This is a genomic window from Lutibacter holmesii, from assembly GCF_042679665.1.
Taxonomy (GTDB): domain Bacteria; phylum Bacteroidota; class Bacteroidia; order Flavobacteriales; family Flavobacteriaceae; genus Lutibacter; species Lutibacter holmesii.
Genome location: NZ_JBHTMV010000003.1, coordinates 792,283 through 815,120 on the forward strand (window position 1 = coordinate 792,283; position 22,838 = coordinate 815,120).

Sequence of the window (22,838 nt, forward strand, 5' to 3'; positions counted from 1 at the left end):
AAAGAGTTAAGATATAAATATGAGGAATATCAGTTAAAATATGCATATTGTAAAGTAACTTTAATATTGTAATAGAAGGCTTTATAATTTATAAATCTAATTGAACAAATAATATTTGTTTTATCTTCAAAATACACATTGTTAACTGTAACAATATTTGTAACGGTTTATAAAACATAAATACAATTCCACTCCAAATTTTACAGCTTATTATGTATGGTGATTTTTTTTGCACCAAAGAAGCGGCAGTCGAAAAGCTAATAGAGTAGACCTTTTTAAAACCTTTTACTATGAAAACACTAAGTTTAAAATTATTGACCTTGCTGCTTATTTTAGGAGTGGCTTTTACAAGTTGTGATAACGACAGCGATGATGATCTAAGAATTGATGGATTGGAAGATGTTAATATTAAAATTGATGACACACAAACTTTCAACATGACAAATTTTGTGGAATCTTTTGAGCAAGTTTTTGCTTTTAATGATTTTTGGCTTGGAGGAGGAAACCTTAAATATTCACATAATGTTTATGAAGGAAAGGCACTTGAAAGTTCTTTGAACATGGTTGCTTTTGGAGAGTTTGGAGATAATGTTGCTTTATTTGTTCATAATTATGATACTAACGGAATTGTTATTTCAACAGAGTTTGAAGTAACAGGAATGCTATTTGGAGGAAAAGGAACAGCTTCAGCAGATGACCTATATAATTTAGAATTGAAATATAATTTTAACAACAAAGGTTATATAACAAAAGTAAGTTTTTATGAAGGTAATAGTATTACCGAAGAGATTAGTTTTAGTTATAATGAATTGAACCAAATAATAACTATGAAACATGAGCAATTTAGATATGTAACTAATTTAAGTTTTAATTTTATTGAAGATGTTAATGAGTTGATAGGTCGTAAATTGATTTTTGTAAAAAGTACAAATGCAGATTATATTTGGTATGAGTATTTAGAAAAAGATGCCAAAGGGAACGTTACTAAATATTCAAATTCTAGAATGGGAGAAAGTGATTATATTTTGTATGAATACAATACAAATTCTAGAATAATAAAAACAATTTATTATGATGATGGAGTGGCTGAAGAAACTATTAATTATGTATACGATAGCGCTAATAGGTTGATTGAAATGAATGAGGATGAATCTGATTGGAAATACGAATTTTGGTATTCAAATGATTTTATGAGTACAGTTTCTTATACCATAATAAATGGAGTTCCTTCATACTATCAAATTTCTGATTATTCAAAAGGACTTATTGAAGTCAAGTATTGGTACTTTAATTATGACTATAATAACAATTATGAATTTAAATATTGTAAAACAAAAGAGTATGCATATGATTATAGTTTTCAATATGAAAGACATGTAACTAAAAAAGAATATTATGATGGTACGCCTAAAAATTTAGTTTTAGTAGGGTATGCCGAAGTTGATACTTGGGATAAAACGAATTGGTATACAAAAACAAAAGAAAGTATTTATGACGCTAATGATAATCTCTTATATTATGTTGAATATGTGGTGACAGATGGAAGCATTAAAAGTCACCAACTTTATAAAGCTGATGGTTCAGCAATAAATGATCATGATATTTCAAATGGATATCAAACTTGGATTCATGAATTAGTAAGTGAATTAGATATTTCACCTAGTTAAAAACCTTTTAAAAAGCATCTCTTTTTTGAGATGCTTTTTTTGTATTTTAGCTTTGTATTCTCAAAACTATTAAAGTGCTTTCATATAAACATTTCTTCTTTTTTTTACTTTTATGTAGTTTCTTTTTATCTCAAAAAATAATTGCACAAAACGAAACTATTTATACCGAATTCCATACTTTTTTTGAAAAGGAAATTAAATTTCAAGGTGTAAAAGGAAACTGGATTTTTGGTTTAAATGAAATTACTGCCTACCATAAATTTGATTATAACAATGATGGTTTTAATGATTTGTTGATAGAATTTAACGCAACACCTGTTGATGAAGGAAATTACACCAATTATTATGCTGTATTATTTAAAAATGAAAATAACAAAAGTTATCATTTTATAGATTACGTTGAAGTAGTTGATTTACAGTTTATAAATGCTGAAGGTGAACTATTTGTATTTCAAGGTGTTAAAAATGTGAGTAAGGTTGTTTTTAAGCTAGAAAACTCAAAATTTGAAGCATTCAAACCTTAAGTAAAGCATAATTTCTGGTGAATTAAAATCATTTTCTTATATTTGAGATGAATTTATCCTTATTACATGTTAGCAAATAAGAACATAACAACACTTACAAAAACATACAGACAGCTGTTTGAATGTTTGATGTTCTTTTCTCCACTTTCATAATTCCATTTTATCACATTTTCAATTTTTTTAACTCAGAATTTTCTCTGAGTAATCACGCATTCTTTAATTATGAAAACAGTTCACAAAGCAATAAAACCAGAAAGACCAGCCTCAGCACAAGGTAATTTTTACCAACCAATAACAAATGCTATTGGACCAGGAATGAATGAGCGAATTCAAAAACTTAGAAAGTTAAGTTTTGAAACCGAACCTTCACTATCCATTGAAAGAGCATTAATTCAAACAACATTTTACAAAGAAAACTTTGGTAAACATGCAATTCCAGTATTACGAGGTTTAAATTTTTTAGAAATATGTAAACAAAAAACCATTTATTTAGGAGAAGGTGAATTGATCGTGGGTGAACGAGGTCCAAAGCCAAAATCGGTGCCTACATTTCCAGAATTAACGTGTCATAGTATTGAAGATTTCCAAGTGTTAAACACACGCGAAATGCAACGTTATACTATTTCACAAGAAGATATTGATACCTATGAACAAGAAGTAATTCCTTATTGGAGTGGTAGAACAATGCGCGAACGTATTTTTAGTCACGTGCCTAAGGAATGGAGCAGAGCCTATGAAGCAGGTTTGTTTACGGAGTTTATGGAACAACGCGCACCTGGACACACAGCTTTAGATGGAGCCATTTATAAAACTGGAATGCTGAATTATAAAGAAAGAATTCAGAAGGAATTGGATAAACTAGATTTCTTAAATGACCCTGAGGCTACAAATAAAAAGGAGCAGTTAGAAGGGATGAAAATTTCTTGTGACGCTGTAATTGTATTTGCTGAACGTCACGCAGATTTGGCTGAAGAACAAGCAAAAAAAGAGTTGAATCCACAACGAAAATTGGAACTTTTAAAAATAGCTGAGGTTTGCCGTTGGGTTCCTGCAAATGCACCTCGAAATTTTCACGAAGCCATTCAAATGTATTGGTTTGTACATTTAGGAACTATCACAGAGTTAAATGGATGGGATGCTATGAATCCGGGGCATTTTGATCAACATTTAACACCTTTTTACGAGAAAGAATTGGCTGAAGGAACTTTAACTAGAGAAGAAGCGAAGGAATTGTTAAGCTGTTTTTGGATCAAAGTAAACAACCACCCGGCGCCGCCAAAAGTAGGAATTACCGCTAAAGAAAGTGGTACTTACAACGATTTTACCAATATAAATATTGGAGGTGTAAAGCCTGACGGATCTGATGGTGTAAGTGAAGTTTCATATATTATGTTAGAAATTGTTGAAGAACTACACGTATTACAACCCGGAAATTCTGTGCACGTAAGTTCACGAACGCCTAATCGATTTTTAAATGCAGCTTGCAAAGTCATTCGCCAAGGACACGGATATCCTTCAATTTTCAATCCAGATATTTATATTCCTGAAATGTTACGACAAGGAAAATCATTGGAAGATGCACGTGAAGGAGGTTGTAGCGGTTGTATTGAAGTAGGTGCGTTTGGAAAAGAGGCCTATATTTTAACAGGATATTTAAATGTTCCAAAAATTATTGAAATTACCTTGAATAACGGAATCAATCCGTTGACAGGAAAAAGAGCAAGTATTGAAACCGGTGATCCTAGAAATTTTAAAACCTATGATGAGTTATACAATGCATTTAAAAAACAACTGAATTATATTGTAAATCAAAAGATTTTAGTGAGCAATTATATCGACAGCATGTTCGCAAAATACAGTCCTGCTACATTTTTATCGGTTGTTATTGAAGATTGTATTTCAAAAGGAAAAGATTATTACAATGGCGGTCCGCGTTACAACACAAATTACATTCAATGTACTGGTTTGGGTACGGTAACTGATAGTTTATCTGCTTTGAAAAAACATGTGTTTGAAGAGCAAAACTTTTCAATGGAAACCATTTTAAATGCAGTTTCTAAAAATTTTGAAGGCGAAGAAATTTTACGTCAAACAATTTTAAATAAAACACCTTTTTACGGAAATGATGATCATTATGCAGATTCCATAGCTTTACAAGTGTATAACGATTTGTTTGATGCTATTGATGGAAAACCAAATACAAAAGGAGAAACATTTCATTTAAATATGTTATCAACCACGTGCCACGTATATTTTGGAAAAGTTATGGGTGCAACTCCAAATGGAAGATTGGCGCATAAATCTATTTCAGATGGAACTTCACCTTCACACGGCGCAGATACGAATGGTCCGTCGGCTGTTATTAAATCATTAACCAAATTAGATCAAACCAAATCTGGTGGAACTTTATTAAATCAACGTTTTTTGCCAAGTTTGTTAAAGCGTGATGAAGATATTATGAAACTTGGTAGTTTGGTGCGAAGTTATTTTGCGTTGGGTGGTCATCATATTCAATTTAATATTGTAGATACTGCAACATTGTATGCGGCACAAGAAAATCCGGAAGATTACAAAGATTTGTTGGTGAGAATGGCTGGTTATAGTGATTATTTTAACGATATGAATGCCGATTTACAACAAGAAGTAATTGATAGAACTGAAAACGAATCGTTTTAAATGGCAACAGGTTTAATTTTTGATATAAAAAAATACGCGATAAATGATGGTCCTGGAATTCGGTTAACCGTTTTTTTTAAAGGTTGTAATTTATCGTGTAAATGGTGTCATAATCCTGAAAGTATGTCTCCAAAAGTGCAAAAAATGTACAATGCTTCTAAATGTGTTGGCGCATTAAATTGCGTTGATAATTGCCCTAATAATGCGCTGGTCATGACTTCCGAAGGAATAATTACAGATTTTAATAGTTGTAATTTATGCGGAAAATGTGCTGAGGTTTGTCCTACAAAAGCTTTTGAAATGCTTGGCTCTTCTATTTTAATTTCAGATTTAATGAAAGAAATAGACAACGAAGCTGTTTTCTTTGATCAGTCGGGTGGTGGTGTTACGTTTTCAGGAGGTGAACCCTTAATGCATTCCAATTATTTATTAGAAGCATTAAAAGCTTGTGGCAAGCGAATGTACCATAGAGTTGTTGATACTACTGCTTTTTCATCGCAAGAAGTTTTGTTAGAAGTGGCTAAATATACCGAGTTGTTTTTGATAGATTTAAAGGTGATGAATGCTAAAAAACATAAAGAATTTACAGGTGTTAGCAATGAAAAAATCTTATCTAATATTACTGAATTAGCGAAAACAAATTGTGAAATTATTTTTAGAATACCTTTAATTGAAGGTGTAAATACTTCAAAAGAAAACATTCTAAAAACTGCTGATTTTATAAATTCTTTGGAAGGAAATAGAACCGTTGTTAATTTACTTCCTTATCATAATATTGCTGAAAATAAGCATATAAAACTAGGGCATTCAAATCACTTTGAAGATTTTAAAACACCTTCAGATGAAAAGATTAAAGAAATTATTTTATTGTTTAAAACCTATGGAATAACAGCGTCTGTTGGTGGGTAATTATCTAAAACTCCAGTTAGCATAACTGTTAGATTTTTCCAATTTATCCTCTAAAGAATCATCTAATTCAGGAAAAAAATCGATACCCGTTAGCTTTTCAATTTCATCAATAGAAACTACATATTTGTACAATGCTTTTTCTGATTTTTTATGAGGCATTAAAAATGCGATGGCTTTAATTTCAGGTTCTTGATAATCTAAAATAATTTTATAAAAATAGTTGGGAACTGCTACATTTTCAGAACCAATTGTTTTTAAGTTAGGTTCCAAAACGCCACCAGTTACCACATATAACTTTTTATATTTTTTTGCCCAATAACGTGTTTTTTGCTCTAATCTATTCCAAATTCCACCATTGAACTCATAAATTTGAGGAGTTACATTACTCATTAAAAAAGTTTCATCAAACGCTTCTTTAGAAAATTTTCGATCTCCTGCCGGACATAAATGTCCTTTGTTATAACCAGAGTTTTTATAATTTCTATAAGAAGCACTTTTGGTGCTAATTTGTGGATCTTCAACAAAATATGGTCGCTTAAAATTGGCACTTTTAATATGTGAGCTTTCTAATTCATAGGCAACCCATTCAGCTTGTTCAAAATTTTCATTGTACGAAACTGTATAAAAATTATGGCGTGCAATTACACCTGTAGTTGAGCTTGGTAAAAAGGCACTTGTTGAGGTGTTTTGAGCGCTGTTTGTATTTGAAGTGTCGGCAGCATAATAATTGTCGTATATGTAAAACCCAACTGCAAAAGCAACAGAGATTAAGGTGTATATAAATTTTCTATTTCGCACTTTTCATTGGTATTTCAGTAAAGTTTTCACTTTTTGGTAATGCTTCAAATATTTTTAAAAATGCGGCAGGAGGAACAGTAAGTTTTCGTTTAACCAAATCTATCCAAGAACCATAAACTTTAATTTCAGCTGAAAGAATTCCATCTTGATTAAAAATTTGATGATTAAAACGCCAACGTTCAATACCTTTAGAAACACCTTCTAATTCCATATGAACGGTAATATTTTCTCCAATATGAATTTCTTTTAAAAACGATGTTTCTTCTTTAAAAAGAATTGGACCAATATTTAATTTTGCAAATTCGTTGATTGATAGGCCGTGTTCCTGAAAAAAACGGACTCTAACTTCAGCAGCATAATCGTTATATGCTGTGTGTCGCATATGACGGTTTGGGTCAAAATCTGACCACTTGGTATTAAAGGTAACTTGAAATTTCATATTGATTTTTTAAAACTAATTTTTAACATCTAAGGCATCACGAAGCGCATTTCCTATCAACATAAATGCCATAACTAAACTCATAATTGCCAAACCAGGAATAATTGCTAAATAGGCTTTTCCTAAAATAATATAACTGTAATGATCTTTTATCATTGCTCCCCAAGATGGTGTTGGTGGTTGTGCACCAATTCCTAAAAAACTTAAACCGCTTTCAATTAAAATGGCTCCAGCAAAATTGGCGGCTGAAATTACAATTACAGGCGCCATTATGTTTGGTAAAATGTGTTTAAAAATAATTCGGAAGTTTGAAAACCCTAAAGCTTTAGCGGCTTCAACATATTGCATTTGTTTTGAACTCATAATTTGTCCGCGTACCACACGAGCCACTTCAACCCACATAGTTAACCCTACAGCAATAAATACTTGCCAAAACCCTTTTCCTAAGGCTAAAGTAATAGCAATAACCAATAATAACGTTGGAATTGACCAAGTTATATTAATAAGCCACATAATAAATGCGTCAATTTTTCCTCCAAAGTACCCTGCAATTGATCCAATAGAAATACCTATAATTAATGAAATAAACACTGCAATAAAACCAATAAAGAAGGAGATTCTTGTACCTATAAGCATTCTGCTTAATAAATCACGCCCATACTTATCGGTGCCTAAATAAAATGTTTTTGAAGAAATATAAGTTGAAATATCAGCTTCATTAAAAAGCGTGAGAGGGTAAGTTTTGGTTAAACTAGTGCTGTTATTTTCAGTATAGGTTTGTATACTTAATTCGTTTTTGGAAATAGAATAGCCTAAAATTGGAATTTCGGTTTGTTGTTTGTTTGATCCAAATAAAAGCTTGTTTATTGTTGATTGAGTTTTGTATGTTTTAGTTGGAATAGTAAGCATTAAAACTTCAAAACCTGGTTTTTTAGAGTGTATTTCTAAATGCATTTGATTGGCATTGCTAGAATTGTCTGGAGCAAGTAAATAGGCAAAAACGGCTACCAGTCCACAAAGTGCAATAAACCAAAAACTAAGCACTCCAGAAGTATTTTTTTTAAACTTTTGGAGTGCTAATGCTGTTAAAGAGTTATGTGTAGTTTTCAATAGTGAACCTTTAAAAAGTAAAGTTACAATTTTAACTAAGATTTTTTAACTAAAAGATAGTCTGGTTTTATTTTTAATTCGCTTACTACATTTAGCGCTTCTTCAATGTAAATATCTTTATTCAAATTTTTGTGCCAAACTTCTCTTTTTTCAGTTAAATTCTCATCAGTTTCCATTAACTTTTGTTCGTATAAAGGAGATGTGAAAGTTAAATTACTGGTGTAGTCTCTAAGGGTTTTGTAATTTAAAGACTCAGCTTCGTGACTTTCAATATCTTTTTTATACGTATCTATATTTAGATAGATTAGTTTGTCATCTTGAGATTTTTTAAGCCATTTTGCATTTTCATCAATTAATTTAAACGTTGAATTTACTGCAATACGCTTTTTACTGTTATTTACAGCTTCGTTAAAATTTGCGTAATTATTCCAAGGTGTATAATTAGCAGCAGGAACTTTATCTGATAGTAATGCGTTATCTAATTCGCGTTCTCCAATTTCTAAATAGGTATATCTACTTGGTAACATAATATCTGAATGTACACCTTCTAACTGATTAGAATTTCCGTTAACTCTATAAAACTTTTGAATGGTCATTTTTAAGGCTCCAATGTCTTCGTTTAAATTGTGATATCTATTTAAGTCAACTACACTTTGCACGGTTCCTTTACCGTAAGTTTGTTTTCCGCCAATAATTACGGCTCTTCCATAATCTTGCATTGCAGCTGCAAAAATTTCTGATGCAGAGGCAGAAAGTTCATTTACCAATACAACTAATGGGCCATCCCATTGTATAGCATTGTTTTTATCTTTCAATACTTTTGCATCTGTGTCACGATATTTAACTTGAACAACGGGTCCGTTTTTAATAAATAAACCTGCAATATCAATTCCAGTTTGTAAAGAACCTCCGCCATTATTTCTTAAATCTAAAATTAAACCTTGCACATTTTCTTTTTTCAAACGTTCAATTTCTTGCGCCATATCGGTGGCAGAGTTTCTACTATTTCTTTCGTCAAAATCAATGTAAAAACTTGGTAAGTGAATAAGACCAAACTTTTTATTGTCTTTTTCAACAATACTTGATTTTACAAATGTTTCTTCCAATTCAACAACGTCTCTTATAATTGTAATTACTTTGGTTGAACCATCAATTTTTTTAACAGTTAAATTTACTTCTGAACCTTTTTTTCCTTTGATAAATTCAATGGCTTTGTCTAAACGCATTCCAACAATATCTAAAGGTTCTCCATCAGCTTGCGCAACTTTAATAATTAAATCTCCAACTTCTAATTCTCCTTGTTTCCAAGCCGGGCCACCATACACTAATTCAATTACTTTAGTATAATCGTTTTGTTTTTGAAGACGTGCGCCAATACCTTCTAGTTTTCCCGACATTCTTTGGTCAAAACCTTTTTTAAGTTGTGGGTCGTAATAATTGGTATGTGGGTCAAATTGTTCTGAAATACTATTAATATATGTTGTAAACCAATCAGAATAAGTAAGTTCATCAAAACGTTCAAAAAACTCGGTCATATTGTCTTTTACACTAACTCTAGCTTCTTCTTCTAAAACATCAAATGCTGTTACTTTATAGGTTTCATCTTCTTTTAATTTCTCATCTTCCTCTTCTAATTTATCATATAAACGAGATAAAGTGCTTATTTTAAGTTGTTTTCTCCAAATATTTTTTAAGTCGTTTTCATCTATCGCGTAATTATTATTTTCATAATCAACACTCAAAGTTTCGTCTTTGTTGAAGTCAAATTTATGCGCTAAAATTTCAGGGTATAAATGTTCTGCTTCAGCCGTTCTTTTTTCAAATCTATTATAAACAAGATAGAAGAAGGATAAATCTTCATTCTTAATTTGATCATCAATCAAAGTTTCATAAGCTGAAAATTCTTGGATGTCTGATTGTAAAAAATAGCGTTTAGAAGGGTCTAAACTTTCTATAAAGGTTGCGTATACTTTTTTAGAAAAAGCATCGTCTATGGCTTGCGGATGGTAATGTCCTTCCGTTAAAACATATCGTAAAATAGTTAATAATACTTTATCTTTAGGATTGGTGTTTGCAACCGATTGAAAGCTTATTAATAAGCTAAAAACGAATAGTACGGGTACTAAAAATTTAAATTTTCTAATCATCATCTGTCTATACAATTTTTTTATTATCAATATTAGTAGTACTAAAATAGTGCCATTTTTTTTAACGATGCCCAATTTAACTTTTTTTTATAAATTCTTGTGAAAACTTCATAGAAATTAAGCTTCTACTTTTGAAATATGGATCAAAGTTGTATGTTAATTATTATTTTTTGCAGTCTTACGCTATTTTTATTGAGTTTTTATTAATGCAAATGGTCAACAATAAACTTTGATTTAATTTCTATTTAAATTGTTTGTTTTTTAATTAGTAAAAATGGTGCTATGTAAAAGTTCTAGTTTATGAGTGCTTGTACATCACAATATTACTGAAATATTGATGTAATTTAGTTTACAAAATGTTAAAGTTTAAATTCATAAAACCAAATAAAATATAGTAATTTTGTTGTTTAAATTTAGAACGGCATGCGTAAAAGACCTTTAATTTTAGTGACCAATGATGATGGTATAACTGCACCAGGAATTAGAACCTTAATTTCTGTAATGAATGAAATTGGCGATGTAATAGTAGTAGCACCTGATAGTCCACAAAGCGGAATGGGTCATGCAGTTACAATTGATGATACCTTGTATTGTAATGAAATAAAAGTTGATGATGGACCGCAAAAAGAATATCAATCTTCTGGAACCCCAGCAGATTGTGTAAAATTGGCGGTAAGTGAAGTGTTAAAAAAGAAACCAGATTTATGTGTTTCAGGAATTAATCACGGGTCAAATTCATCTATCAATGTTATTTATTCAGGAACTATGAGTGCCGCTGTTGAAGCTGGTGTTGAAGGAATTCCTGCTATTGGATTTTCATTGTTAGATTATTCTTGGGATGCTAATTTTGAACCTTTAAAAGTTCATATTAAAAAATTGGCCTTAAATGTTTTAGAAAATGGTTTGCCTGAAGGTGTGGTGTTAAATGTAAACTTTCCTAAAAGCGAAACGTTTAAAGGCATTAAAGTATGTAGGCAAGCAAGAGCTAATTGGGTTGAGGAGTTTGACAAAAGAGTGAATCCGCAAGGAAAAGTGTACTATTGGCTAACCGGGAAATTTACGAATATGGATAAAGGTGAAGATACTGATGAATGGGCTTTGGCAAACAATTATATATCTTTAGTGCCGGTACAGTTTGATTTAACCGCACATCACTTTATTCATAAATTAAATAATTGGAACTTATAGAGCCTATGACTATTGAAAAATCACATATAAGAAAAGAAATTTTAATAGGTTTTGTAGTAGCTTTGGTGGCTACAGCATTTGGCTGTTTTTTATTTATTGAGTTCTTTTCAAAGTATGATTTTTATACAAGTTTGAATTTAATTAAAGAAGGGAATTTAGAAGGAAAAGTATTGGTGCTTGGTGCTATTGCAAACTTTTTTGTGTTTTTTGTATTTTTAAAAAAGCAACAAATGTATCGTGCACGAGGTGTACTAATGGAGACTTTTTTTATTGCATTTTTAGTATTATTATTAACCTTATTTTCGAAGTAAATTTATATGAAATATTACATTATTGCCGGAGAAGCTTCTGGAGATTTACACGGATCAAATTTAATGAAAGCCTTGTTTGAAAAAGATAAGAATGCTGAAATTAGATTTTGGGGTGGTGATTTAATGGCAAATGTTGGCGGAACTTTGGTGAAACATTATAAAGAAAGAGCTTTTATGGGATTTGCAGAAGTTATAGCAAATCTTTCAACTGTTTTAGGGTTTATAAAATTTTGCAAAAAAGATATTTCAGAATTCAATCCTGATAAATTAATATTTATTGATAATTCTGGTTTTAATTTACGGATTGCCAAATGGGCAAAAGAGCAAAATTTTAATACCATTTATTATATTTCTCCTCAAGTCTGGGCAAGTAGATCTGGTAGAGTGAAAGCAATTAAACGTGATATTAATGAAATGTATGTAATTCTTCCTTTTGTAAAAGATTTTTATAAAAAGTTTGATTATAACGTAGAGTTTGTTGGACATCCTTTATTAGATGCCATTTCTAATAGAACAAAAATTGATGAAGTAGCATTTAGAAAAGAGCATAATTTAACTCAAAAACCAATAATTGCGTTATTACCCGGAAGTAGAAAGCAAGAAATTACCAAGTTACTTTCAGTAATGTTAAAAATGCCCTTAAAATTCCCTGATTATCAATTTGTAATTGCAGGAGCTCCAAGTCAAGATTATGAGTTTTACCAGCAATTTATAACAAATGAAAACGTACATTTTATAAGTAATAAAACATACGATTTATTATCAATATCATTCGCAGCCATTGTAACTTCAGGTACAGCAACATTAGAAACTGCTTTGTTTAAAGTGCCAGAAATTGTTTGCTATAAAACAAGTTGGCTAAGCTATCAAATTGGAAAACGATTGATTGACTTGAAATTTATTTCTTTGGTGAACTTAATTATGGATAAGGAAGTTGTGAAAGAATTAATTCAAGACGATTTAACAGAAGTATCACTTTCTAACGAACTTCAAAAAATATTAAAAGGAAAACACCGTGACCAAATGTTACTAAATTATGATGATTTAGAACAAAAGCTAGGTGGAAAAGGAGCGTCAAAAAAAGTAGCTGAATTTATTTTACAGTAGCATATGTTTAATGTTAAACTTTAAAAATGGTAAAAAAACTTGTAAATTATTTTATTCAAGGCTTATTATATTTGGCTCCAATAACAGTTACAGCCTATATTATTTATGAAGTATTTACTTTAATTGATGATTTTTCTAAAGAAGTAATTGTAAAGTTATTTGATGTTTCTATTCCCGGAATTGGAATTTTAAGTTTAGTTTTAGTATTGGTATTGGTTGGTTTTGTAGGGCAAACATTTGTTGCTAAACCCTTAAAACAAATTGTACATCAGGTAATTACTAAAATTCCGCTGTTAAATTTTATTTACAAAGCGTTGAATGATTTATTTGCCGCTTTTATAGGTAAAGAAATGAAATTTAGTAAGCCTGTTTTAGTGAAAGTGAATTTAAATAGTGACCTAGAAAAACTGGGGTTTATTACTGAAGAAAACTTAACGTTTTTAGATGAATTGGATAAAGTAGCGGTGTATTTTCCTATGTCTTATACGTTTGCAGGTGAGTTATTTGTTGTACCTTCAAAAAATATTAAACCTATAAAAGCAAATTCTAGTGAAGTTATGAAGTTTATTGTTTCTGCTGGATTGACAGGTGTAGACAAAACAGAAAAGTAGTTCGTATACATAATTAAAAAAAGCACTAAAATTAATATTAGTGCTTTTTTTATGATTAAACTTGGTGAAGCTATTTACAAATTGCTTCTAAATAATTTTCAATATCACCTGGTGTACTCATAATTTTCATAAAAGTACCCATAGTTAATTCAGGCCAATGCAATGCAATTCTGTACTTTCCATGAAGCATTGTAACTTTTTTCCCTTGTATTATAATTTCATAAGGCATTGCGGCTATGTGTTCTTCTCCAATAATTGGTAAAAATGAAGATTCTCCATCTTCTTTATTAAGTAAACCAATTCCAAAAACAGCTACTTTTTTATCAGGGTACACAATTTTATACACTTCAACAGTCTCACCTTTTTTAGCTTTAAGATTTGTTTCAATTATTTGTAAACCTTCTTCAAAAGAATTGTATTCATTTAATTCAATAGGATCTGAAAAATAAGGCATCATTATTTTGTAATGGTATTTTTTTAAATCGTTTGCATCAATTGCTCCTCCAAAAGAAGTAAACTCATTTCCTATACTTGAGAATGCGTTTTTTACATCTTTGCTGAATTTTTCAAAAACGGTTTCATAAGTATTGTAGTTATTTCTTAAGTAAGCTCTTAAAATGTATTCAGGGTTTGTGTAAGAAATAGTTATTTTACCGTTTTTTTCAACCAAACCAACTTTAAAGGCTGCTGCCAACGCTCCACGATCTGTAACTTTAACTACTGTATTTTTTAAGTTTTCATTTGTAAAAACAAGAACTTTTAATTTTGAATTATTACCAGGGTTGTAGTTTCCTAGTATGCTAAAACTATTGCTTTGAAGTGTACTTATAATCTCATTGGTTACAACTTGCATACTTTTTGAAGATTCACCAATTTTTATATAGGGTGAAAGATCTTGTGCTATTGTATTTGTGTACATAAAAGCAATTGTTAATATGCTGAAATACAGTTTTTTCATAATGTTTGATTTTAGGTTTCTTCAAAATTACCTTTTATAGAAAGTTACTTTGGTGACATAAATCATTCTGTAACTATTGTTACGTTAAATGTATCGTAGTTCAATTTTTTGAAACAAGATTTGATGACGCTTAAAATTTATTGCAGTATATAGTTAGTTCAATATTTTTTGTAGCTTTATAGTGCTATGAGAAAAAGTTGGAAATTTATTCCGCTTCAATTAACCATATTTTTGGTTGTTGGAATTTTATTGGGGACATACTACATTATGAATCCTGCAATAATTGCCTGCACACTTGTTTTTTTAATGGCTATCTTTTATGGTGTTTTTGTTTATAGCAATAAACAATTTGAACAATCTATAATCTTTTTTGCGCTTTTTTCTTTGATTTCTGTTGGAATTGGAGTTTCAAATGTTACGTTTCAAAATAATGTAAATAAAGAGCATTACTTTGAAAAGAACATTGGTTTTTCAACAGTAAAACTGCAAAAAGCATTGGTTGAAATTCAAAAAGTTTTAAAGTCTTCAAATTATTATGATAAATATGAAGCATCTGTTATTCAAATAAATTCTAAAAAATCACTTGGGAAAATACTGATAAATGTAAAACGAGATAGTTTGTTAAATGCTTTTCATGTAGATGATCAAATTTTTATGTATACGTTCTTTAAAGAAATTTCATCGCCTAAAAATCCGTACGAATTTAATTATAAACAGTATCTTAAAAATCAACAAATTCATTATCAGGTTTATTTAAAAAAGAATGAATTTATACCTTTTGAGCATCAAACGCATAGCTTAAAAGGAGTTGCGGCTGCTGTTAGAAACAAAATAAATACTGCATTGTTACAAAACGGATTTCAAGGTGATGAATTGGCTGTTATTGATGCTTTGCTGTTAGGCCAGCGCCAACAGATTTCGTATGAGTTAAGGGAAAGTTATACCGGAGCTGGTGCCATTCATATACTCGCAGTTTCTGGTTTACACGTTGGTATTATATTGCTAATTCTTAGTTTTTTGTTACAACCTGTACATAGAATTAAAAATGGAAAATTGATTACTTCTTTTATAATTGTGATTTCACTTTGGTTGTTTGCGCTTATTGCGGGGCTGTCTGCTTCAGTTGTGAGAGCGGTTACTATGTTTACTGCAATTACAATTGGAATGTATTCAAACAGACCTTCAAATATGTACCATACGTTACTTATTTCAATGTTTTTTTTATTAATTTTTAATCCAAATTATTTATTTGAAGTTGGTTTTCAATTAAGTTATTTGGCAGTGTTTTCTATTGTTTGGATACAGCCAAAATTAGATAGTTTAATCTCAGTTGATAATTGGTTGTTACGTAAAGTTTGGCAATTATGTACAGTTTCTCTAGCCGCTCAAATTGGTGTTGTACCTTTAAGTTTGTATTATTTTCATCAGTTTCCTGGCTTGTTTTTTATTTCAAATTTGGTGATTATTCCGTTTTTAGGAGCTATTTTATGTGTTGGAATTCTGATTATTGTATTGGCATTGATAGGAGTTTTACCTTCTTTTTTAAGTGATTTTTATATGCTGGTAATTCAACAGTTGAATACTTTTGTATCTTGGATTTCTAATCAAGAAGCTTTTATTATTCAGCGTATTACGTTTTCGCTATTATTGTTATTGGTGTTTTACCTGCTTATTTTTATGTTTTTTAAATGGGTTGAAAAACCAACTTTTAAAAGAGTACTTCTTGTATTGTTTTCAATAATACTGCTTCAAGGTGCTATTATTTTTGAAAAGTATAAAATTGAAACACGTCAATCATTCATTATTTTTAATAAAACAAAAGAAACGTTGTTGGGAACTAAGGTTGGTGATAAAATGAAAATTCAATGTTCTCAACAAGATTTTAGTTTAGATGATAATCCATTAAAAAATTATGTTGTTGGTACTGGAATCGATTCGGTATTTATTGAGAGTAACATACCTAATTTATACAGTTTTAAGGGAAGAACTATTTTTATAATTGATAGTTTAGGTGTTTTCAATATACAAGCCGTACAGCCTGATTATGTAGTTTTAAGGCAATCTCCAAAAATAAATTTAGAACGAGTAATAAACGTGTTAAAGCCTAAATTAATTATTACTGACGCTTCAAATTATAAAAGTTATGTAGAACAATGGCACCAAACGTGTGTAAAAACAAAAACTCCGTTTTACAATACCATGCAAAACGGAGCTTATATTTTGAATAATTAAAACTAATTTACAAACTCATATTTAAAGTTTGCATTGTATGTTTCCCAAGATTCTTGATCTGTTAAGGTTTTATATACATCTGTTTTAAATGTTTTTAAAAACAGTTCAAGCTGTTGAGGTGTTTTGTACCCCGGAATTGGACTAATTAAATTAGCTTCTTCATCTAAATACACAATAGTTGGAAAAGATCGAATACTGAAATATTGTGATAATTGATGACTGCTATTTCTTCCTCTACTTACATTAGGGTCGTAATTAGGGTTTGTATATTCCCTTCCTTTAAAGTTAATAGTTTCGTTTCCTTCAGCATCAAATTTTACAGCATAAAAATGTTCATTGATATAGTTTACCACATCTTTATTTTTAAAGGTTTCTTTATCCATTTTTTTACACCAACCACACCAAGAAGTGTAGGCATCCATAATAATTTTTTTTGGATTTTCTTTTTGAGCAGCAACAGCTTCTTCAAAAGTTAACCATTTAATTTCTTGAGCATTCATAGAAAATGCGAATAGTACAAATAATGCAAAAAATACTTTTTTCAATTTTATAGTTTTTAAGTTTTAAATCATTTGACGCAAAATGCTTGCCAAAATTACAGTTATTTTACTCCGTGCATTAACTTTTTTAATAATGGGTGTAAAACTAAAGATATAAATCCTATGGCTATTGGTATAATTGTAAATATTAAGAAGAAAGTAGATAAACTATATTCTTGTGTAATTTTTTCAATATCTCCACCAACATAATGTGCTAGTTTGTTTCCAATTGCAATGGCTAAATAATATACACCAAACATAAAAGCAATCATTCTTGCAGGAATTAATTTACTTAGGTATGATAATCCCATTGGAGACAAGCATAATTCACCCAATGTATGGAATAAATATGCAAACACTAACCAAGCCATACTTAAACTTGCTGTTTGTGCTCCTGCAGGTACATTTCTTGCTCCAAAAGCTAAAAATGCAAATCCAATACCTAAAAGTGCTAACCCTAAAAAGTATTTTACAGATGCTGGTGGGTTGAATTTACTATCCCACCATTTTGTAAATAATGGCGCAAAAATAATTATAAATAAAGAGTTTAATATTGCAAACCAAGTCACAGGAACTTCAGTTTCGTGAGCTTGAAATTCAATATAAATTTTGTACAAAACAATTGCCCAAACTATTAAAAAACTAAATCCTAAAATAATGTTTGATAATCCAATTTTTTTGAATGTTTGTTTAAACAAACTTAATAAAACATAGGTGATAATTCCTAAAGGAACTATGGTAACAATAAGGTCAATTATTTTAAATACCAATGCAGAGTTACCTTCTAAAATTCTGTTTGTAAAATCTCTTGTGTATAAAGGTAATGAACCTGCTGCTTGTTCAAATGCAGCCCAAAAGAAGATTGTAAATAAGCAAAAAATGGTAAACGCAATCATTCTATCACGTTCAATTTTAGTATATCTTGGAATTCTAATAACTAACAATACAATAAATGTAATTGCAGCTAATAATGCAAAAAATAACGAGTCTGTCATTCCTGCAATTGTAAAATTAAAAGTTTGAATATTTCCAATTTTACTTAATGGATCATTTATAATAAATATAAGTGCTGAAACGGCAAAAACTCCAATTAATAAATAATCAATTGTTAAGAATTTGTTTAGTTTAACTTCAGTTTTTTCAGCTGCTTTTAAAGCCTCTTCTTTGTTTTTTATTTTATTTGGTTTGTCACCTAATTTTCCAAAAAGTGACTGCGCAAAATAAAACTGCAACATTCCAAAGAACATAAAAATTCCGGCCAACCCAAAACCAAAGCTCCATCCAATTTTTTCACCAACCCATCCGCAAAGTAATATTCCAAGAAAAGCACCGGCGTTTACTCCCATATAAAATATGTTGTAAGCACCATCTTTCTTATCATTATGTCCTTCGTACATTTTTGATATGATTGAAGTCATATTAGGTTTAAAAAAACCGTTACCTAAAATTAAAAAGGCAATACCAATGTATAAAGCCGTTGGTGTTTCTATTGCCATAGAAGCATGACCAAGGGTCATTAATAAGGCTCCAATTACAACTGCATTTCTATATCCAATTTTATTATCAGCTAGCCACCCACCCATTAGTGGCGTAAGGTAAACAAGCATTGCGTAGGTACCTAATAATGAAAGTGCTGCTGGAGTTTCCCACGCCCAACCAGGGTTGTCTCCTAAAATTGCTCCTGTTAAAAATATAACCAAAATTGCGCGCATTCCATAGTATGAAAAGCGTTCCCACATTTCAGTAAAAAATAGAACAAACAATCCGGCTGGATGTCCCATTACTTTATTTTCAAAAAAATTGTCTGTAGTTGTATTCATAAAAATATTATTGTTGTTTAATGACTAATTTAAAACCTTAGGCTTAGTTTGTTTCATCAGTTTCAGCTCCGTGTGTTAATCGTTTTAAAGGTTTTAAAATTGCTAAAATTAGTATTCCAAATAATGTACAAAAGATTGCAATACCTGTAAATACTTGAAACTCTCCAGCTCCTTCAGAAAGATGCCCAACAAAACCAGCTACTTTATTTCCTAAACCAGTAGCTGCAAAATAAGCACCCATCATAAATGAAGCGTATTTTAACGGTGCTAATTTTGTAATAAAGGAAAGTGCTACAGGCGATGCACATAATTCACCAATTGTATGGAAAAGGTAGGCTAAAACTAACCAGATCATTGCAGACTTTTCTACAACATCATCACCATTCATTACAACTTCAGTACTAGCTTTACTCATAAACAAGAAACCAAATGCCATAATAATTACACCAATTGCCATTTTAAATAATGAAGAAGATTCTTTTCCTTTTCTTCCCCATTTATGCCAAAATTTACCAATAGCAGTTCCTAAAACAATAATGAAAAAAGCGTTTATAGATTGAAAAACAGCCGCAGGTATTTCGTTACCAATAAAAGGTAAAGAAAAAGAAAGTATTCTGTTTGTTTTTTGTTCTGTGTATAAACTCATTAAACCTCCAGCTTGTTCAAAAGCACCCCAAAAAACAATAATAATTAAGAAGGATAAGAACATTACTAGCATTCTGTCTTTTTCTACACTAGTTAAAGGCTTTTTTAAGATATCTTTATCTGGTGAGTCACTTTTACCAAGAAAATCTCCAACAGATCCTAAATATTTTAACCCAAACATATATACTATTTGACCTAGCGCCATACCAATACCAGCTAAACCAAAACCATAATGCCATCCGTATTTAGCGGCTACAGCACCTACTACCAAAGCACCAAAAAATGCACCTAAGTTTATCCCTATATAAAATACATAAAAACCTTGATCTCTTCTATCGTCACCTTTTTTATAAAGTCCACCAACCATTGTTGAAATGTTTGGTTTTAAAAATCCAACACCAATTACAATAAATAATAGACCAGTAAAGAATGCCCATTCTGCATTAACAGCTAAAATTCCGTGACCAATACAAAGTAAAAGACCACCCAGCATCACTGCTTTTTTCTGACCAATATATTTATCAGCAATCCAGCCACCAGGAATAGACATTACATAAACCAACATTGTGTAAGTTCCGTAAAATGATAACGTTTCACCATTAGACCAGCCAAAGCCAGATTGTGGATTACCTAATATAATAGGAGCTGCAAGGTATAGAGTTAAAATAGCACGCATTCCGTAGTAAGAAAAACGTTCCCACATTTCTACAAAAAATAATACATACAATCCTACCGGATGACCAAAAAGTTCTTTTTGTGCCGGTTCTGTTCTTAAAGTGTTACTAGTCATGTTTTTAATTAAAAATTATTAATATCAAATTGTTATTGCTTCAAAAGTTCTACAGGTGTCTTTGTTTCACCTAAATTTTCCTCGATGAAGTTAGTCATTTTAGTATAAAGATGAAGTCTTGTATTTTTTCCTCTGTAAATTCCGTGAGTTCTATCAGGATAAATTGCTTGATCAAAAGGTTTGTTTGCTTCAATTAATGCATTGGTTAAACGCATAGTGTTCTGTACGTGTACATTGTCATCTCCACTTCCATGAACTAATAAAAACTTTCCTGTAAGTTTATCTGCATAATTTATTGGTGAATTATCATCATAACCAGCAGGATTTTCTTGTGGGGTTCTTAAAAAACGCTCTGTGTAAACAGTATCATAAAAACGCCAACTTGTTACAGGTGCAACAGCAATGGCCATTTTAAAAGTATCAGGACCTTTTAATAAGCAATTGGTACTCATATGTCCACCAAAGCTCCATCCCCAAATACCAATTTCATTTTTGTTAATGTATGGTCTTTTTGCTAATTCATTAGCTGCATTTATTTGATCAATGGTTTCGTATTTTACTAAGTTTAAATATGTTGCTTTTTTAAATTCAGCACCTTTAAAACCAGTTCCTCTTCCATCAACACATACAACAATATATCCTTTTTCTGCTAAATGTTGAAACCAATAATCGTTTGATGAATTCCATTTATTGCTAACAGACTGTGATCCTGGCCCAGAATATTGTGTCATAAATAACGGATATTCTTTTGTTGCATCAAAGTTTGAAGGTTTTATCATCCAAGCATTAAATTCACCTGTTTCAGTTTTTAAGGTAAAGAATTCTTTTTTTGAAAGATTGTAGGTGCTTAATTTTTCAAGAAGTGTATTGTTGTTTAATATTTCTTTTAACTGTTCACCTTTTGAATTATGAAGCGTATAAATTGTAGGTGTGTTAGCATCAGAAAAAGTATTGATAAAATAGTTTTTATTTTTACTAAATGAGGCACTGTTTGTACCAGATGCATTGGTTAACCTTTTTTTGTTTTTACCATTAAATCCAACAGCGTAAATTGTTCTATTAATTGATCCATCTTCAACAGATTGGTAATAAGCGGTTTTTGTTTTTTCATTCACACCATAAAAATTAGTTACTTCCCAATTTCCTGATGTTAATTGTTTTATTAATTCACCTTCTTTAGAATAGTGGTAAATATGATTAAAACCGTCTTTTTCACTGGTCCAAATAAAACTATTATCACTTAAAAAAGTTAAGTTATCGTGTATGTCAACATAGGCTTTATCAATTTCATTTAAAACTACTTTAGCTTCAGAAGTAGTGGCGTTTACAAAGTGTAATTTTAAATCGTTTTGGTGTCTATTTAAAGTAGTAGCACATAAAATGTTAGCATTGTTAGTCCATTTTATTCTTGGAATATATTCATATTCACCAATATTTATTTCTTTATTGTTTTTTGAAGAAATGTTATAAATATGTAACGTAACTACGGCATTTTTTTCGCCTGCTTTAGGGTATTTAAATACTTGTTGAGTTGGGTACAAGTTTTTTCCTGTAATGTCCATTGAAAAGGATGGAACTTCAGTTTCGTCAAAACGTAAAAAAGCTAAGTTTTCACTGTCTTTACTCCATTCAAAAGCTCTTACAAATGCAAATTCTTCTTCGTACACCCAATCACAAATACCATTGATAATACTGTTTTTTAAACCGTTAGTAGTTACTTGTGTAACTTCATTGTTTTCAAGATTTTTAATATAAATATTGTTGTTTTTAGCGTATGCTACTTTTTTACTGTCAGGAGAAAAAGTAGGTTCTTGTATTTTTTCTTCATCTACTAATTGTAGTGTTTTAGAAACTAAATCATACACATAAAAAACACCTAAGCTTGAATGTCTGTAAATTGGTTCTGCATCTACACCTAGTAATAATTTAGTTTCATCATTGTTAAACTCGTAGCTTTCAAAATATTTTAAATCTGCTAAATCTTTGCTGTCAACAATAGATTCTATTTTTTCTAAAGTTTGGTAACTGTACTTATCTACAGAGGTGCTTCTGGTAGTACGGTTAAAGTTTAATAAAGTGTAAAAATCACCATTCATGGAGTTCAACGAGTTCATTCGTTCAGTTCTAAAAGAACCATTCCATATTTCGTCAAGTGTAATATCTTTTTTTTGTGCTGTGGCTAAGGAGGTTATAGCAACAAATAGGATGAGTATTTTTTTCATTAATTGTTATTTCTTGAAATAATTTTCAAGTTTAAGAAATTTTTGGCAATAGATAGCTGTTAAAAGTCATAAAACTTGACATTTCATAATATGAAACCCTTTTTTGTTTTTAAAAATTTATCTTTGTCAAAACATAAAATTTGCA

18 protein-coding genes are annotated in these 22,838 nt (G+C 30.4%); 9 read left to right on the forward strand and 9 right to left on the reverse strand.

All coding sequences use genetic code 11. The features are described 5' to 3' along the window. Positions 1 to 290 precede the first annotated feature (290 nt). The 4 genes from ACFQ5N_RS06225 (at position 291) to ACFQ5N_RS06240 (ending at position 5,776) form a co-directional block, all read left to right on the forward strand. The gene (locus ACFQ5N_RS06225; RefSeq protein ID WP_386808626.1) at positions 291 to 1,667 is read left to right on the forward strand and encodes a hypothetical protein; all 1,377 of its coding nucleotides are present in this window, start codon (positions 291 to 293) and stop codon (positions 1,665 to 1,667) included. Between the two features lie 74 nt (positions 1,668 to 1,741). Next, positions 1,742 to 2,191 (forward strand): hypothetical protein, encoded by a 450-nt coding sequence (locus ACFQ5N_RS06230; RefSeq protein WP_386808627.1) that lies wholly within the window; start codon positions 1,742 to 1,744, stop codon positions 2,189 to 2,191. 222 nt (positions 2,192 to 2,413) lie between these two features. Continuing rightward, the gene (hypD, locus tag ACFQ5N_RS06235) at positions 2,414 to 4,867 is read left to right on the forward strand and encodes a trans-4-hydroxy-L-proline dehydratase (RefSeq protein WP_386808628.1); all 2,454 of its coding nucleotides are present in this window, start codon (positions 2,414 to 2,416) and stop codon (positions 4,865 to 4,867) included. Further along, positions 4,868 to 5,776, forward strand: a complete 909-nt coding sequence (locus tag ACFQ5N_RS06240; RefSeq protein WP_386808629.1) for a glycyl-radical enzyme activating protein — start codon at positions 4,868 to 4,870, stop codon at positions 5,774 to 5,776. On the opposite strand, the gene ACFQ5N_RS06245 is transcribed toward ACFQ5N_RS06240, so the two are convergent. The 4 genes from ACFQ5N_RS06245 to ACFQ5N_RS06260 are packed head-to-tail and all read right to left on the reverse strand — an operon-like array spanning position 5,777 to position 10,273. Next, positions 5,777 to 6,574, reverse strand: a complete 798-nt coding sequence (locus ACFQ5N_RS06245) for a DNA/RNA non-specific endonuclease (RefSeq protein WP_386808630.1) — start codon at positions 6,572 to 6,574, stop codon at positions 5,777 to 5,779. Beyond that, positions 6,564 to 7,013: an acyl-CoA thioesterase gene (locus tag ACFQ5N_RS06250; protein WP_386808631.1), complete on the reverse strand. Its 450-nt coding sequence runs from the start codon at positions 7,011 to 7,013 to the stop codon at positions 6,564 to 6,566. Before ACFQ5N_RS06250 ends, ACFQ5N_RS06245 begins: the two co-directional genes overlap by 11 nt. A gap of 15 nt (positions 7,014 to 7,028) precedes the next feature. Further along, positions 7,029 to 8,123, reverse strand: coding sequence for an ABC transporter permease (locus ACFQ5N_RS06255; RefSeq protein ID WP_386808632.1), 1,095 nt, complete (start codon positions 8,121 to 8,123; stop codon positions 7,029 to 7,031). 35 nt (positions 8,124 to 8,158) lie between these two features. After that, complete coding sequence (locus ACFQ5N_RS06260) at positions 8,159 to 10,273, reverse strand: carboxy terminal-processing peptidase (protein WP_386808633.1); 2,115 nt, start codon at positions 10,271 to 10,273, stop codon at positions 8,159 to 8,161. A gap of 420 nt (positions 10,274 to 10,693) precedes the next feature. On the opposite strand from ACFQ5N_RS06260, the gene surE reads away from it, so the two are divergent. Genes surE through ACFQ5N_RS06280 form a run of 4 tightly spaced genes read left to right on the forward strand, consistent with a single transcriptional unit; the run spans position 10,694 to position 13,487 of the window. Beyond that, positions 10,694 to 11,458: a 5'/3'-nucleotidase SurE gene (surE, locus tag ACFQ5N_RS06265; protein WP_386808634.1), complete on the forward strand. Its 765-nt coding sequence runs from the start codon at positions 10,694 to 10,696 to the stop codon at positions 11,456 to 11,458. Continuing rightward, positions 11,446 to 11,769: a hypothetical protein gene (locus ACFQ5N_RS06270; protein ID WP_386808635.1), complete on the forward strand. Its 324-nt coding sequence runs from the start codon at positions 11,446 to 11,448 to the stop codon at positions 11,767 to 11,769. Before surE ends, ACFQ5N_RS06270 begins: the two co-directional genes overlap by 13 nt. Before the next feature lie 6 nt (positions 11,770 to 11,775). After that, entirely contained in the window at positions 11,776 to 12,876 is a 1,101-nt protein-coding gene (lpxB, locus tag ACFQ5N_RS06275) for a lipid-A-disaccharide synthase (RefSeq protein ID WP_386808636.1), read from the forward strand. A gap of 26 nt (positions 12,877 to 12,902) precedes the next feature. Beyond that, positions 12,903 to 13,487, forward strand: coding sequence for a DUF502 domain-containing protein (locus ACFQ5N_RS06280; protein ID WP_386808637.1), 585 nt, complete (start codon positions 12,903 to 12,905; stop codon positions 13,485 to 13,487). A 70-nt stretch (positions 13,488 to 13,557) separates the two neighbouring features. On the opposite strand, the gene ACFQ5N_RS06285 is transcribed toward ACFQ5N_RS06280, so the two are convergent. Beyond that, positions 13,558 to 14,445, reverse strand: coding sequence for a hypothetical protein (locus ACFQ5N_RS06285; RefSeq protein WP_386808638.1), 888 nt, complete (start codon positions 14,443 to 14,445; stop codon positions 13,558 to 13,560). A gap of 186 nt (positions 14,446 to 14,631) precedes the next feature. Between ACFQ5N_RS06285 and ACFQ5N_RS06290 the strand changes: the two genes are divergently transcribed. Then, positions 14,632 to 16,677 carry a ComEC/Rec2 family competence protein gene (locus ACFQ5N_RS06290; protein WP_386808639.1) on the forward strand — a complete coding sequence of 682 codons (2,046 nt, stop codon included), beginning with the start codon at positions 14,632 to 14,634 and terminating at the stop codon, positions 16,675 to 16,677. Between the two features lie 2 nt (positions 16,678 to 16,679). Here the strand turns inward: ACFQ5N_RS06290 and ACFQ5N_RS06295 are convergent, their stop codons facing one another. The 4 genes from ACFQ5N_RS06295 to ACFQ5N_RS06310 are packed head-to-tail and all read right to left on the reverse strand — an operon-like array spanning position 16,680 to position 22,693. Then, entirely contained in the window at positions 16,680 to 17,222 is a 543-nt protein-coding gene (locus ACFQ5N_RS06295) for a thioredoxin family protein (protein ID WP_386808640.1), read from the reverse strand. Positions 17,223 to 17,278: 56 nt separating this feature from the next. Beyond that, the gene (locus ACFQ5N_RS06300; protein ID WP_386808641.1) at positions 17,279 to 19,036 is read right to left on the reverse strand and encodes a peptide MFS transporter; all 1,758 of its coding nucleotides are present in this window, start codon (positions 19,034 to 19,036) and stop codon (positions 17,279 to 17,281) included. Between the two features lie 43 nt (positions 19,037 to 19,079). Then, on the reverse strand, positions 19,080 to 20,471 hold the full coding sequence (locus tag ACFQ5N_RS06305; RefSeq protein ID WP_386808642.1) for a peptide MFS transporter: 1,392 nt from the start codon (positions 20,469 to 20,471) through the stop codon (positions 19,080 to 19,082). 32 nt (positions 20,472 to 20,503) lie between these two features. Continuing rightward, a complete protein-coding gene (locus ACFQ5N_RS06310) occupies positions 20,504 to 22,693 on the reverse strand; it encodes a S9 family peptidase (protein WP_386808643.1) in 2,190 nt (729 codons plus the stop codon). Positions 22,694 to 22,838: the final 145 nt, after the last annotated feature.